The organism is Streptomyces sp. NPDC096013 (assembly GCF_044763565.1).
Taxonomy (GTDB): Bacteria; Actinomycetota; Actinomycetes; order Streptomycetales; family Streptomycetaceae; genus Streptomyces.
Map to the genome: position 1 here is coordinate 787098 of NZ_JBIWGK010000001.1, position 13953 is coordinate 801050.

Sequence of the window (13953 nt, forward strand, 5' to 3'; positions counted from 1 at the left end):
GGAGAGCCGTCCTATGCAGACCGCAGTGATGACCGACCGCGAACGCGCCGCCGTCCAGGCGTATCTCCGGCTGCTGCACACGGTCCGAGCAGCCTTCGACGCGCCTCCGGGCGCACGCCCCGTGCTCGTCCCGCCCTCGGTGCTGGCCGAGGCGGACCAGGCCCTGACCGACGCGGGGCTCGCGGGAAACGAGGAGGGGTTCTTCCGGCTGCTGGAGAGCTGGTGCCCGGAGGGATGAGCCGAGTCGGTGGGGCGTCAGGTGCCGGGAGTGTCCGGGCCGTTCACGGGTGCGGGACCGTGATCGCCGTGGCGACCAGTCCGTGCCCGACGGTCCAGCGGCCCTCGAAGACATCGAGGCGTACGCCGTCGACGACCGGGCCGGGGACGAGGAGGCGGGCGCGCAGACCACCGCGTGTCTCCTCGCCCGGGTCGGTGAGGACCTCGATGTCGGCCTCGGAGAAGTCGAGCCACTTGCCGGTGAGGGGGAACCACGCCTTGTAGACGGACTCCTTGGCGCTGAACAGGAGCCGGTCCCAGTGCACGCCCGGCCGCTCCGCCGTCAGGTGGGCCAGGCGCTCCTGTTCGGCGGGCAGGGAGACGGTGGTGAGGATGCCGTCCGGGAGCGGGGCGTGGGGTTCGGCGTCGATGCCGAGGGAGGCGAGGTCGCCGGCGCGGGCCAGTGCGGCGGCGCGGTAGCCGTCGCAGTGGGTCATGCTGCCGATGACTCCGGCGGGCCAGGTCGGTGCGCCGTGGGCGCCGGGCAGGATCGGCTGCGGGGGCACGCCGAGCTTCTCCATGGCGCGCCGGGCGCAGGCGCGTACGGCGGCGAACTCGTGGCGGCGCTTGGGCACCGCGCGGGCCACGCGGGCCTCCTCCTCGGGGTACAGCGGGGCGTCGCGGAGCCCTTCGTCACCGTGTGTCTCCACGGTCACCACGGAGTCCGGAAGCAGTTCCTCGATCACCGGTTCCGACCTCCATCGGCAGGATGCGGCGCAGTCGGCCCGGGGGTCCGGGGCGTTTCTGCCACTCGCGGGGGTATCCCACGGACACCTCTTCGAAGCGGACCCCCTCGTGATGGGTGGTCCGCGGGATGTGGAGATGGCCGTAGACCATGGTGTCCACACGGAATCTGCGGTGCCAGTCGGCGGTGAGGGTGGTGCCGCACCACATGGCGAACTCGGGGTACCAGAGGACCTCGGTGGGGTGCCGGTCCAGGGGGTAGTGGTTGACCAGGATCGTGGGGAGGGTGCCGGGGATCTCGGTGAGCCGGCGTTCGGTCTCGGTGACCCGGGCCCGGCACCAGGCCTCGCGGCTGGGGTAGGGGTCGGGGTGCAGGAGGAACTCGTCGTTGCAGACGACGCCGGTGCCGTGCGCGTACGTCAGTCCCTCGTCCTTGGTGGCGCAGCCCGCCGGGAGGAACGAGTAGTCGTAGAGCAGGAAGAGTGGTGCCACGACGACCGGGCCGCCGGTGCCCTCCCAGACGGGGTAGGGGTCCTCGGGGGTGACGACGCCCAACTCCCGGCACAGGGCCACGAGATGGTCGTAGCGGGCGACTCCGCGCAGGGTGACGGGGTCCTTGGGGTGGGTCCACAGTTCGTGGTTGCCGGGGGCCCAGAGGACCTTGCGGAAGCGGCCGGCGAGGAGTTCGAGGACCCAGCGGATGTCGGCCACGGTCTCGGCGATGTCACCGGCCACGATGAGCCAGTCGTCGTCCGTGACGGGCCGCATGTTCTCGACCAGGGCGCGGTTCTCGGCGTACCCGATGTGCAGGTCGCTGATGGCCAGCAGCTGTCCGGCACCGCCGGCCGTCGACTCCACCCTCGCCCCCTCCGCGCGCACGATGCAGCCCACGAGATCACATCCCGCCGTTCCACGACAAGACGGCGGGTGGTACGAGGGCCGTCGGCGCGGCGGCCGGCGGGAAACGGGGAGGTCGGGGCGGCGGCGCGACGGGAGTTCATGTGCCGGGTGGGCACCATCGGGAAATCCGTAACACGGGCGTTGCACGCGGCACCCTCGGAAAGCCGTATGATCGCCCCAACACCACCGCCACGAACGCCTCTTCGCCGAGGGCGGTTTGGTGTACCTCCAAACACCCTGGCCGGGCACGGCCCTGCTTCGCCGTGCCCGCGAACCCGAAAGGACGGCCCTGCATGGTCTCTCGCGTACGCGTCTGGCTCAACCGCACGTACGCGGAGAACGTGTTCTTCATGGATCAGCTGCGGAGAAATCCCAGCGACCGGGCCGTCGAGATCCATGCCACGCACGGCGACGCGGACTCCCCCGTGCTGGCCGCCGCCGACACCGCCGACCTGGAGCCCGAGGGCCTGTCCCCGGCCGCGTACGTCGAGTTCGCGCTCGACCAGTGCGCCCGTCGCGGTATCGACGTGTTCGTGCCCCGGCTGCACCAGTCGGAGATCGTGGCGCACCGCGCGGACTTCGAGGCGGTGGGCACGGCGCTGCTGGCGCCGACCCCCGAGGCCGTCGCCGTCTTCCACGACAAGGTGATCGCGTACGAGGCCGTGCAGGCGATCGGCGTGCCCGTGCCGCCGTGGTGGCGGGTCCGCACCGCCCCTGAACTCGTGGCCGCCGTCGAGGAGTTGGAGGCCGCCGGGCACAAGGCGTGCTTCAAGCCGGCGTCCGGTGCGGGCGGGGTGGGCTTCCGTGTGATCACGCGCGCCCCCTTCTCGCTCATGCACCTCAACGGCTTCCCGAGCCCCTACGTCCCGCTCGACATGGTCGTCGAGGCGCTGGAGCAGGCCGACGAGCAGGTCGACTGGCTGGTCATGCCGCGTCTGGAGGAGCCGGAGGTGTCGGTGGACTGCCTGACCGGTCCCGACAACCTGGTCCGGCTCGCGGTGGGCCGCACGAAGAACGGCCGCCGTCGCGGATTCACCCTGCACGAGCAGTGGCTGGAGCCGGCCCGCCGGATCGCGGAGGGCTTCGGGCTGCACTACCTGTCCAACATCCAGTTCCGTATGTTCGGCGACCAGCCCGTGCTGATGGACGTCAACACCCGGCCCGCGGGCGGCCTGCACCAGCTGTCGCTGTGCGGGGTCAACGCCCCCTGGGCGGCAGTGCAGTTGGCGCTCGGCGAGGACCCGGGCACGATGGAGCCGCCGTTCCTGGGCGCGGACTACGCGGTCGTCTCGGGCCCGCGTCAGCTGCGTCCGGTGTCGCTCCCGCACCAGCGCGCGGAGGAGTCGGAGCCGCTGCTCCCGGCGGCGCCCGCACCGGCGCAGGACGAGGTGGAGACGGTGACGGAGACGGGCAGCCGGGCCGCCGCCCGCGCCTGACCCCCGCTCTCCCCTCACAATTTCACACCGGTCTGGACCAATCATGGCGTCGCATCTTGACACCGCGATTGGTCCATACCAACTTGGTTGCGCACCTTCCTGTACTCCCGAACACCCCCATTCCTTCAGGGAGATCGCGTGCGCAACAGACTCAGACGTTCCAGACACCGGCTCCTCGCCCTGCTCGGTACCGCCGCCCTGGCCATGGCCGGGGCCATCGCCCTGCCCGGTACGGCGCAGGCGGCCAACGTCCTGACCAACCCCGGCTTCGAGTCGGGCAGCCTCTCCCCCTGGTCCTGCTCGGGAAACCTCGGCTCGGTCGTCTCCTCGCCCGTGCACGGCGGTTCCAAGTCCCTTGCCGGTGCGGTCAGTTCGAGCGACACCGCACAGTGCTCCCAGACGGTCGCCGTGCAGCCGAACACGGCGTACTCGCTCAGCGGCTGGGTGCGCGGCAGCTATGTCTACCTCGGTGTCAACGGCGGTTCCTCGACGTGGACCTCGTCCCCGTCGGCGTACAGCCAGCTGACGACGTCCTTCACCACCGGCGCCTCGCAGACCAGCGCCACCATCTATGTCCACGGCTGGTACGCGCAGGGCACCTACTACGCGGACGACATCAGCCTCGACGGTCCGGGCGGTGGCGGCGGCGACACCCAGGCCCCGACCGCGCCGACCGGCCTGACCTCGACCGGCAAGACCTCCTCCAGCGTGTCGCTGTCCTGGGGCGCCGCGACGGACAACGTGGGTGTCACGTCGTACGACGTCTACAGCGGCGCGAACCAGGTCCTCAGCGTCTCCGGTACGAGCGGGACGGTCAGCGGGCTCTCGGCCGGCACCGCCTACACGTTCACCGTGAAGGCGCGGGACGCGGCCGGGAACACCTCGCCGGCCTCCAACGCGGTGAGCGTCACGACGAGTGCCGGTACCGGTGGCGGCACCGGGTTCACCCAGGCCGCGCCGTATCTCTACGAGGGCTGGGGCGATCCGCCGGCCCCGAGCACGGTGATGAGCGCGACCGGCATCAAGTGGTTCACGATGGCGTTCGTGCTCGACTCCGGTGGCTGCAACCCGAGTTGGGACGGCAGCCGGCCGCTGACCGGTGGCGTCGACCAGACCGCCATCAACCAGATCCGCGCGGCCGGTGGTGACATCGTGCCGTCCTTCGGCGGCTGGCAGGGCAGCAAGCTCGGCGCCAACTGCTCCTCCGCGAGCGCGCTCGCCGGGGCGCTCCAGAAGGTGATCAGCGCCTACGGGCTCAAGGCCATCGACATGGACATCGAGAACACGGACGAGTTCGAGAACGAGGCCGTGCAGGCGAAGATCCTGACCGCGCTGAAGACCGTCAAGGCCAACAACCCGGGCCTGCGCACGATCGTCACCTTCGGCACCTCGACAACCGGCCCGACGTACTACGGCAACCGGCTCATCGAGCAGGCGCAGTCCCTCAACGCCGGCATCGACGTCTTCACCATCATGCCGTTCGACTTCGGCGGCGGCTCCGACATGTACGGCAACACGGTCGCCGCGGCCGAGGGCCTGAAGACCAAGCTGAAGTCCACCTTCGGGTGGGACGACGCGACGGCCTACTCGCACATCGGCATCTCGGGGATGAACGGTCTGTCGGACCAGTCGGAGACGACGACCCCGGCCATCTGGACGCAGATCCGCGACTGGTCGAACGCGCACCACATCGCACGGCTCGCGTTCTGGGCGGTCAACCGGGACCGCGGGTGCGCCGGTGGCGGAGTGGTGAGCAACTGCTCCGGCATCAGCCAGAACACCTGGCAGTTCACCTCGATCACGGCCGGTTTCACCGGCTGACGACCCCCACCCCTGGCGGCCGGTCCCCCGTGTGGGCCGGCCGCCTCGGTGTGTCTACTCGCCTGCTGACTCCCGCTCCAGACGGAGCGTCAGGATCTGGAACGGCCGCAGGGACACCGCCACCGAGTCCCCTTCGACGGAGACCTCGTCCGCCAGCGGTCGCTCCAGCAGGTCGGTGATCCGGGCGCCCGCGAGCGGGAAGCCCGTGCGCAGGACGCCCTCGGCCCGGCCGCCGTTCGACTCGTAGAGGCGGACGACGACGTCGCCGGACTCGTCGTCGGCGAGCTTGACCGCCTCGACGGTGATGCCGCCGCCGTCGACGGACACGACCGGCTCCGGGGCGCCGCCCGAATCGACCACCCGCAGCGGGAGGTTGAGGGCGTAGCCCTCGGCGACCGCGTCCTCGATGCTCGCGCCGGGCAGCAGCGCGTAGGTGAAGCGGTGCCTGCCCTGGTCGGCGCCCGGGTCGGGGATGCGCGGGGCGCGCACCAGGCTCAGGCGGACCGTGGTCGTCGTACCGCCGTCCTCGCGGACCGTGCGGGAGACGTCGTGGCCGTACGTCGAGTCGTTGATGACGGCGACGCCGTAGCCGGGCTCGGCGAGGTGTACCCAGCGGTGGCCGGAGACCTCGAAACGGGCCGCCTCCCAGCTGGTGTTGGTGTGCGTGGGCCGCTGGATGTGCCCGAACTGGATCTCGGCGGAGGAGTGCGCGGCCCGGATGTCCACCGGGAAGCCGGCCTTGAGGAACTTCTCGGCCTCGTGCCAGTCGATGTCGGTCTCGAAGTCGATACGGGGGCTGCCCGCGCGGACGGTGATTGTCTGGACGATCTTCGAGCCCTTGCCGAAGGACCGTTCCACCCGGATCGCGCCGAGCAGCGGGTCCTGCTCGACGACGGTGATGGAGTCGGTGTCGAGGAGGTCGGTGAAGCGGTTCTTGTAGTGCTTGTCGACGTCCCAGGCGTCCCAGTAGTTCGGCAGGTCGGTGTGCAGGCGCAGCAGGTTGCCCTGGTCGGCGAGGACTTCGCGGCCGCCGTGGCGCAGGTCGCGCACGGAGGCGAGGGTGCCGTCGTCGGCGAGTTCGACGCGGACGATGCCGTTGTCGAGGACGCGGTCGGTGACGGTCACCGACTGCGGGACGTACTCGGCGGCCAGCGGCGCGCTGCCGTTCGCGGGGACCGTCGCGTACATCGGCACACCCGTCGCGGTGCGGATGACCTCGGCGCGGTCGAAGGGGCTGGTGTTGAAGACACGTGTCCCGCCGCCGCCCAGCCCGGCCACGGCCGCCGCCGTCAGCTCCTCCAACTCCGTTGCCACACGGGCGTATTCGGCCTCGGCCTCACGGTGCACCCAGGCGATCGAGGAGCCCGGCAGGATGTCGTGGAACTGGTGCAGCAGCACCGTCTTCCACAGCCGGTCGAGCTTCTCGTACGGGTAGGCGTAGCCCGGTGCGTGCAGCGCGGCCGTGGTCGCCCACAACTCGGCCTCGCGGAGCCGGTGTTCGCTGCGCCGGTTGCCCTGCTTGGTGCGGGCCTGGGAGGTGTAGGTGGCGCGGTGGAGTTCGAGGTACAGCTCGCCGACCCAGACGGGGGCGTCCGGGTACTCGGCGCGGGCCTTGGCGAAGAACTCGTCCGGGTGCTCCACGACGACCTTCGGCGAACCCTCCAAGTCGGCGAGCCTGCGCGCCCGTTCCATGATCTCGCGGGTGGGGCCGCCACCGCCGTCGCCCCAGCCGAAGGGGGCCAGGGAGCGGGTGGCGCTGCCCTTCTCCCGGTAGTTGCGGACCGCGCGGGACATCTCCTCGCCGCTGAAGCGGGCGTTGTAGGTGTCGACCGGCGGGAAGTGCGTGAAGATGCGGGTGCCGTCGATGCCCTCCCACCAGAAGGTGTGGTGGGGGAAGGTGTTGGTCTGGTTCCAGGAGATCTTCTGGGTGAGGAACCACTCGTTGCCGGCGAGTTTGGCGAGCTGCGGGTAGGCCGCGTTGTAGCCGAAGGAGTCGGGCAGCCAGACGCCCTTGGTCTCGATGCCGAAGTGCTCGATGAAGAACCGCTTGCCGTGGACGAGTTGGCGGGCGATGGCCTCGCCGCCGGGCAGGTTGCCGTCGGACTCGACCCACATGCCGCCGACCGGCGCCCACTGGCCGCGCTTGACGGACTCCTGGATCCGGGCCCACACCTGGGGGTAGTTGTCGCGCACCCACTCGTACTGCTGGGCCTGCGAGCAGGCGAAGATGAAGTCCTCGTACTCGTCCGCGAGGGACGTCACGTTCGAGAAGGTGCGGGAGGTCTTGCGCTTGGTCTCGCGGATCGGCCACAGCCACGCCGAGTCGATGTGCGCGTGCCCGACACCGGAGACGATGTGCGCGCTGGCGTTGGCGGGCTTGGCGAGCACCGGCTTGAGGGCGGCCCGGACATCGGCGGCCGAACCGGCGACGTCGTCGAGGTCGAGCAGGTCCAGGGCGCGGTCCAGGGCGTGCGTGATCTCGTGGCGGCGGGGGTCGTGCTCGCCGAGTTCCAGCATCAGTTCGCGCAGCACCTGGATGTCGAGGTCGAGGTGGAAGACCTCCTCGTCGAGGACGGCGAGGTCGGCGCGGCGGAATGTATACAGTGGACGGTCGCCCGCCGTCAGGACGTCGCCGAGCGGGGTCGGCTCCGCGAAGTCGTTGGCGAGGATGTCGGGGTTGGAGGCCGCCTCGACCAGGTAGTCGATCACCTCGCCGCCCTCGGCCGGGTTGGCGATCGCCACGTACTGGTTGAGCGGGTTGACCGCCTTCAGCGGTGTGCCGTCCGTCCGGTGGACCAGGGCCTCGGCCTGGTTGCCCGGCCAGTCACCGGTGAAGCCGAGGTCGATGACGGCCTCGACGCGCCTCCCGGCCCACTCCGCCGGCACCTGCCCGTGCATCCGGAACCAGGTCGTGCCCCAGGGCGGTCCCCAGGGGGTGTCCATCGCGAACGGCGCGTACGGCGCCGCCGCGGCCTCGTCGAAGGAGACCGGCTCACCGGGGGCCTGCCATGCCTCGACCGTGAAGGGCGCGGTGGCCGCGTAGATCGCGGGCTTGATGCGCTGGTTGTGGGCGCGCTCGACGCGCTCCTCGATCCGGCGGCGTTCGTCGTGCATGGGAGGTCTCCAGGGAACCAGGGAGCTGCTGAGTACGGGGGAAGCTGCCGAGAGCCCGCTGCGGAGGAGCCGTGACGGAGACTCGGGGGAAAGCGCTTACTGAACGGATGCCTACTTAAGGTACGCCAGGCCCGGGTGGACCTCGGTATAGCCCTCCACCAGCCGGCGTGCGACGTTCACCGAGTCGACCAGCGGGTGCAGCGCGAAGGCCTTCACCGCCGTCGCGCGGGAGCCGTTCTCGGCCGCCGTGAGGATCTCGCGCTCGACGCCCTTGACCGCGCAGACCAGGCCGGTGGCGTGGTCGGGCAGCGGGGCGACCGCGACCGGGTGGGCGCCGTTGGCGTCGACCAGGCACGGCACCTCGATGACCGCGTCGGCGTCGAGGACTGACAGCGCGCCCTGGTTGCGGACGTTGAGGATGAGGGTGGTGCGCTCGTCGCGGGCGATGGCCCGCATCAGGGCGAGGGCGACCTTCTCGTACCCGCCGGACAGGTCGTCCTCGTCGCGCTCCCCGGCGCCGGCGGTCTCGCGGTTCTCCGCCATGTAGGTCGCCTCGCGCTCGGCGCGGGTGCGGTCCCAGGCGGTGAGCGCCGAGGCGTCGGGGCGCTTCATCTCGTCGTAGAACCGGGCCTGCTGGTCGCGGAGGAACGCGCCGCGGGTCTTCTCGACCTCGGTGTAGGCGCGGACGGTCTCGCGGTTGAAGTAGTAGTAGTGCAGGTACTCGTTCGGGATGGCGCCGAGCGACTGGAGCCAGTCGGTGCCGAAGAGCTTGCCCTCCTCGAAGGAGCCGAGCAGGTCGGGGTCGGCGAGCAGGCGCGGGAGTTCGTCGCGGCCGGCGACGCGCAGGCCGCGGACCCAGCCGAGGTGGTTGAGGCCGACGTAGTCGATGAAGGCCTCGCGCGGGTTCGCGCCGAGCACCTTGGCGATACGGCGGCCGAGGCCGACCGGGGAGTCGCAGATGCCGATGACGCGGTCGCCGAGGTGGCGGGACATGGCCTCGGTGACCAGGCCCGCCGGGTTGGTGAAGTTGATGACCCAGGCGTCGGGGGCGAGACGGGCCACGCGCCGGGCGATGTCGACGGCGACCGGGACCGTGCGCAGTCCGTAGGCGATACCGCCGGCGCCGACCGTCTCCTGGCCGAGGACGCCTTGCGCGAGGGCCACCCGCTCGTCGTTGGCCCGGCCCTCCAGGCCGCCGACGCGGATCGCGGAGAAGACGAAGTCGGCGCCGCGCAGGGCCTCGTCGAGGTCGGTGGTGGCGGTGACGGTCGGGGCGTCGGGGACGGTGGCGGCCTGTTCGGCCAGTACACGGGCGACCGCATACAGTCGACTGTCGTCGAGATCGTGCAGCACCACCTCGGTGACGCGGCCCTCCCCGCGGTCCGTGAGGAGTGCCCCGTAGACGAGCGGCACCCGGAACCCGCCGCCGCCCAGAATCGTCAGCTTCACGCTTTCACCTTTCCTGCCACGACGACCTCGACGCCCGCTTCCTCCAGGGAGGAACGGGTCACCGGGTCGACCGGGGCGTTCGTCACCACCGCGTCCAGGTCCTCGGGACCGCACACCTTCGCCATCCCCGTACCCGGGAACTTCTGCGCGTCCGCGAGCAGCACGACCTTGTCGGCGGCCTTGATCATGGCCCGTTTCACCGGCACCTCGACGACCGTCGTGTCCATCACCTGCCCACCGGGACGCACTCCACTGGTGCCGAGGAAGAGCCAGTCGGCGTGCAGCTGGCGCAGGTTGTCCTCGGTGAGGAAGCCCACCAGGGAGCGGTACTCGCGCCGCACCATGCCGCCGAGCAGCACCAGTTCGATGCCCTCGTCGTCGGCCAGCTCCTCGTAGACCACGAGGTTGCTGGTGATCACGGTGAGCCGGCGGCCGTGCAGCTGCCGGGCCAGCCGGTAGGCGGTGGTGCCGATGTCGAGGAGGACCGACTGGCCGTCCGCCACCATCGCCGCGGCGCGCGCCGCTATCGCGTCCTTCTCGGCCACCCGCACCTCGGCGACCTCGGCGAAGGGCTGGTCGCCCTCGTCGGCCACGGCGCCGCCGTGGACGCGCGTGAGGAGTCCGTCCTCCTCGAGCTTGAGCAGATCACGCCTGATCGTGGCGGGGCTCACACCCAGCTGCTCGGAGAGATCGGTCACGGCCGCGGGGCCACCGGAGCGCAGGGCCCGCAGGATGAGTTGATGTCGTCGTTCTGCCAGCACGCCGTGAACACTACTCGTCATCTTCAATCATTTCTATGCTCAGTTCTGCTCGGGTATTGACCAATCCCGTCGAGCAGCGCACGATTCCCGTCACCGAAATGAAGAGTTTTGACGAACTCCAGCTGACGTGCCGACGAGAGGATGTGCGCGTGGACGACGACCGGCCCGATGTGCTGCTGACCGGGCTGCTCTTCTACGACCTCGTCCTCACGGGTCTGGGGCAGCCGCCGACGCCGGGCGAGGAGATCTGGACGGCCGGCATGGGCTGCGGCCCCGGCGGCATCGCGAACCTCGCGGTCGCCGCGTCCCGCTTCGGCCTGAAGACCTCCCTGGCCACCGTGTTCGGCGACGACTTCTACGGCGTCTACTGCCGTGAGGTCCTCGCCGGCCAGGAGGGCGTCGACCTCTCCCTGTCCCGCACCGCGACCGGCTGGCACACCCCCGTCACCGTCGCGCTCGCCCACGGCGGCGACCGGGCCTTGGTCACCCACGGCCGGCAACCGCCGTACTCCCAGGACGTGTTGATGGGCGACCCGCCCGAGGCACGCACGGCACTGGTGCACCTGGAGGCCGAGCCGCGCGCATGGCTCGCCAAGGCCTCGGCGAACGGCACGCAGATCTACGCCGACGTCGGCTGGGACCCCACCCAGCAGTGGTCCCGCGACCTGCTCGACCAGCTCGCCCTGTGCCACGCCTTCCTCCCCAACGAGGCCGAGGCGATGGCCTACACCCGCACCGACAGCGCGGTCGCGGCGCTCGGCACGCTCACCGAGCTGGTGCCGGTCGCGGTGATCACGCGGGGCGGCGACGGGGCGGTCGCCGTCGACCAGACGACCGGCGAGTACGCGGAGGTCCCGGCCCTGGCCGTGGACGTCCTGGACGCGACGGGCGCCGGTGACGTGTTCGGCGCGAGCTTCGTCGCGGCCTCGCTCGGCGGCTGGCCGCTGGAGGAACGGCTGCGGTTCGCGGTGCTCGCCGCCGGGCTCTCCGTCCAGCACCACGGCGGCGCGCTGGCGGCGCCCGGCTGGTACGGCGTCGACCGTTGGCTGCATACAGTCCGCGATCCGGAACTGCGGCGTGCATACGGCTTCCTCGTCGACAGAATCCCGGCGGACCCCGGCCCGCCCGTGATGTACGCGCCCGTCACTCCCCCCGCACGGGAGTAGCCCCACCCCCACGAAGTCCCCTGCAAGTCCCCCCACTTCAGCCCCTCGTATGCACGACCCGAACAGATCGAACAGATCCGAAAGGCGGTGGGAGCTGTGCGGCTCTCACGAAGAGGCCTGCTCCGTGCGGGCCTGGCCGGTACGGCCGCCACTGCGCTCGGCGGCCTGGCGTCCGGCTGCGCCGTACCGACCGGTTCCACCGGCCGGAACATGGTCCTGTGGTACTGGGACGGCGGCCTCGGCGACACGGTCCTCAAGAACGCCAAGGCGCGGTACGACCGTACGGTCGACCTCCAGGCGATCAAGATCGGCGGCTACTACCGGTCCAAGCTGATCACCACGATGGCCGGCCGCGCCCACATCCCCGACATCGCCGGCCTCAAGGGCGAGGACATGGCGTCCTACCTGCCCAACGCCGACCAGTTCGTGGACCTCAGGACGCTCGGCGCGGACAAGTACAGGAGCCAGTACCTGGACTGGAAGTGGCAGCAGGGCATCGCCGACGACGGCACGATGGTCGGCTTCCCCATCGACTGCGGTCCGGTCGCGCACTTCTACCAGTACGCCGTGTTCCGCAAGGCCGGGCTGCCGTACGAACCCGCCGACGTGTCACGGGAGTTGAACACCTGGGACAAGTTCTTCGCGGCGGGCGAGCAGCTCAAGAAGCGGATTCCGGGGACGTATCTGGTCACCGACGTCAACAGCATCTTCGAGAACGTGGTGAACCAGGGCTCCAAGCGGTACGTCGACAAGGACCGGCACTTCATCGGGGACCAGGAACACGTGCGCCGTGCTTGGGCGTTGGCGGTGGAGACCAAGCGGCGCGGGATCGTCTCGGACCTGGTCAGCGGCACCCCGGACCAGCTCTCCGCCGTGCAGGACGGCAAGCTGCCGAGCCAGATCAACGCCTCCTGGGTGACCAGCGACATCAAGACGGGCGTGCCGAAGACCAAGGGGCGCTGGCGAGTTGCCCAGATGCCGGTGCGGCCCGCCAACATCGGCGGTTCGTTCCTGTCGATCACCAAGGCGTGCCGGGAACCCGAGCAGGCCTTCGCGATCATCAGCTGGATCCTGAACGCGGCCAACCAGGCGCAGGGTTTCGTCGACGCGGGCCTGTTCCCCTCCACCCCCGCCTCGTACGACCTGAAGACGGTGCGGGTGCCGGACCCGTTCTTCGGCGGGCAGGACACGATGGAGATCTTCGGGCCCGCCGCGCAGAAGATCACGGTCGCATACAACAGCCCGTTCGACATCGCGCTCGGGCAGCCCCTCAAGGACGAGATCAAGAACGTCGGTGTCCTCGGCAAGGACCCCAAGAAGGCCTGGAGTGACGCCATGAGCAAGTGCCGGCGCATCGCGGACCACCTGGGGGTGACCTACTGATGGCCACCGCACTGGACAAGCCCCCTGCCGCCGTGGACAGTTCGGCCGCCCCGTCGCGGCCGAGGAGCGGCTTCCGCAAGTACTGGCATCTGTATGCCGCGATCTCCCCGTTCTATCTGCTGTTCCTCTGCTTCGGGCTGATCCCCGTCGGGTTCTCGTTCTATCTCTCCCTGCACCGCTGGGACGGCCTCGGCTCCATGGAGTGGGCGGGCCTGTCGCAGTACAAGTACCTGCTGAGCGACACCGACTTCTGGAACTCGATCGGCAACACCCTGATCATCTGGGTGCTGGCGACGTTTCCCATGATCTTCCTCGCGATGGTCACGGCCGTGATGCTCAACTCCGCGGTCCGCTTCAAGAACGTGTACCGCTTCGCGTACTTCCTGCCGAACGTCACCTCGGTGGTGGCGATCGCGATCGTCTTCGGGTCGGTGTTCTCCACCAACTTCGGCCTGGTGAACGCCCTGTTGCAGGCCGTGGGCTTCGACCAGATCGCCTGGCTGAACACTCCCTGGGGCATCAAGATCGCCATCGCGACCCTGATGACCTGGCAGTGGACCGGCTACAACGCGATCATCTTCCTCGCCGGTCTCCAGACCATCCCGGGCGAACTCTACGAAGCGGCACGGATGGACGGCGCCGGACCGGTCCAGACGTTCTTCCGGATCACGCTGCCGATGCTGCGCCCGGTGCTTCTGTTCGTGCTCGTCATCTCGACGGTCACCGGTCTCCAGAGCTTCTCCGAACCACAGGTGCTGTTGCAGAACACCTCGAACGACTCGACGTTCGCGGGCGGTCCTGGCCACTCCGGCCAGACGATGGTCCTGTACTTCTTCCAGCAGACCTTCGACAACAACGACTTCGGTTACGGCGCCGCCGTGGCCTGGGGCATCTTCCTCGTCGTCATCCTCTTCTCCATCGTCAACTGGCGCCTGGTGCAGCGCCGGGGCGAAGACTAGGGAG

General features: G+C 70.0%; 11 protein-coding genes. 6 read left to right on the top strand and 5 right to left on the bottom strand.

The genetic code is table 11. The features are described from left to right. Positions 1-13: 13 nt before the first annotated feature. Positions 14-238, top strand: coding sequence for a hypothetical protein (locus tag ACIRB1_RS03545; RefSeq protein ID WP_328827392.1), 225 nt, complete (start codon positions 14-16; stop codon positions 236-238). Positions 239-281: 43 nt separating this feature from the next. On the opposite strand, the gene ACIRB1_RS03550 is transcribed toward ACIRB1_RS03545, so the two are convergent. Together ACIRB1_RS03550 and ACIRB1_RS03555 are read right to left on the bottom strand one after the other, a co-directional pair. Then, a complete protein-coding gene (locus ACIRB1_RS03550) occupies positions 282-962 on the bottom strand; it encodes a 4'-phosphopantetheinyl transferase (protein ID WP_403464427.1) in 681 nt (226 codons plus the stop codon). After that, positions 910-1818, bottom strand: a complete 909-nt coding sequence (locus ACIRB1_RS03555; protein ID WP_403464428.1) for a metallophosphoesterase family protein — start codon at positions 1816-1818, stop codon at positions 910-912. Before ACIRB1_RS03555 ends, ACIRB1_RS03550 begins: the two co-directional genes overlap by 53 nt. 335 nt (positions 1819-2153) lie before the next feature. Between ACIRB1_RS03555 and ACIRB1_RS03560 the strand changes: the two genes are divergently transcribed. Together ACIRB1_RS03560 and ACIRB1_RS03565 are read left to right on the top strand one after the other, a co-directional pair. After that, on the top strand, positions 2154-3296 hold the full coding sequence (locus ACIRB1_RS03560; RefSeq protein WP_403464429.1) for an ATP-grasp domain-containing protein: 1143 nt from the start codon (positions 2154-2156) through the stop codon (positions 3294-3296). Between the two features lie 138 nt (positions 3297-3434). After that, positions 3435-5117 (top strand): carbohydrate binding domain-containing protein, encoded by a 1683-nt coding sequence (locus ACIRB1_RS03565; RefSeq protein WP_352180981.1) that lies wholly within the window; start codon positions 3435-3437, stop codon positions 5115-5117. A 54-nt stretch (positions 5118-5171) separates the two neighbouring features. Here ACIRB1_RS03565 and ACIRB1_RS03570 read toward each other — a convergent pair whose 3' ends face one another. The 3 genes from ACIRB1_RS03570 to ACIRB1_RS03580 form a co-directional block, all read right to left on the bottom strand. Continuing rightward, positions 5172-8231 (bottom strand): alpha-mannosidase, encoded by a 3060-nt coding sequence (locus tag ACIRB1_RS03570; RefSeq protein ID WP_403464430.1) that lies wholly within the window; start codon positions 8229-8231, stop codon positions 5172-5174. A 111-nt stretch (positions 8232-8342) separates the two neighbouring features. After that, positions 8343-9680, bottom strand: coding sequence for a 6-phospho-beta-glucosidase (locus ACIRB1_RS03575; protein WP_403464431.1), 1338 nt, complete (start codon positions 9678-9680; stop codon positions 8343-8345). Next, complete coding sequence (locus tag ACIRB1_RS03580) at positions 9677-10441, bottom strand: DeoR/GlpR family DNA-binding transcription regulator (RefSeq protein WP_019058991.1); 765 nt, start codon at positions 10439-10441, stop codon at positions 9677-9679. Before ACIRB1_RS03580 ends, ACIRB1_RS03575 begins: the two co-directional genes overlap by 4 nt. A gap of 149 nt (positions 10442-10590) precedes the next feature. Here ACIRB1_RS03580 and ACIRB1_RS03585 point away from each other — a divergent pair, with 149 nt between their 5' ends. From ACIRB1_RS03585 to ACIRB1_RS03595, 3 genes are all read left to right on the top strand, one after another. Next, on the top strand, positions 10591-11607 hold the full coding sequence (locus tag ACIRB1_RS03585) for a carbohydrate kinase family protein (protein WP_352180977.1): 1017 nt from the start codon (positions 10591-10593) through the stop codon (positions 11605-11607). 96 nt (positions 11608-11703) lie between these two features. Continuing rightward, positions 11704-12990 (top strand): extracellular solute-binding protein, encoded by a 1287-nt coding sequence (locus ACIRB1_RS03590; RefSeq protein WP_352180976.1) that lies wholly within the window; start codon positions 11704-11706, stop codon positions 12988-12990. Then, a complete protein-coding gene (locus ACIRB1_RS03595; RefSeq protein ID WP_352180975.1) occupies positions 12990-13949 on the top strand; it encodes a sugar ABC transporter permease in 960 nt (319 codons plus the stop codon). The genes ACIRB1_RS03590 and ACIRB1_RS03595 overlap by 1 nt, the downstream gene beginning before the upstream one ends. The last annotated feature ends 4 nt before the right edge of the window (positions 13950-13953 follow it).

Excerpts from the sequence above, each read along its gene's own strand:
- ACIRB1_RS03545 (WP_328827392.1), top strand. The coding sequence starts at position 14 with ATGCAGACCGCAGTGATGACCGACCGCGAACGCGCCGCCGTCCAGGCG.
- ACIRB1_RS03560 (WP_403464429.1), top strand. The coding sequence starts at position 2,154 with ATGGTCTCTCGCGTACGCGTCTGGCTCAACCGCACGTACGCGGAGAAC.
- ACIRB1_RS03570 (WP_403464430.1), bottom strand. The coding sequence starts at position 8,231 with ATGCACGACGAACGCCGCCGGATCGAGGAGCGCGTCGAGCGCGCCCAC.
- ACIRB1_RS03595 (WP_352180975.1), top strand. The coding sequence starts at position 12,990 with ATGGCCACCGCACTGGACAAGCCCCCTGCCGCCGTGGACAGTTCGGCC.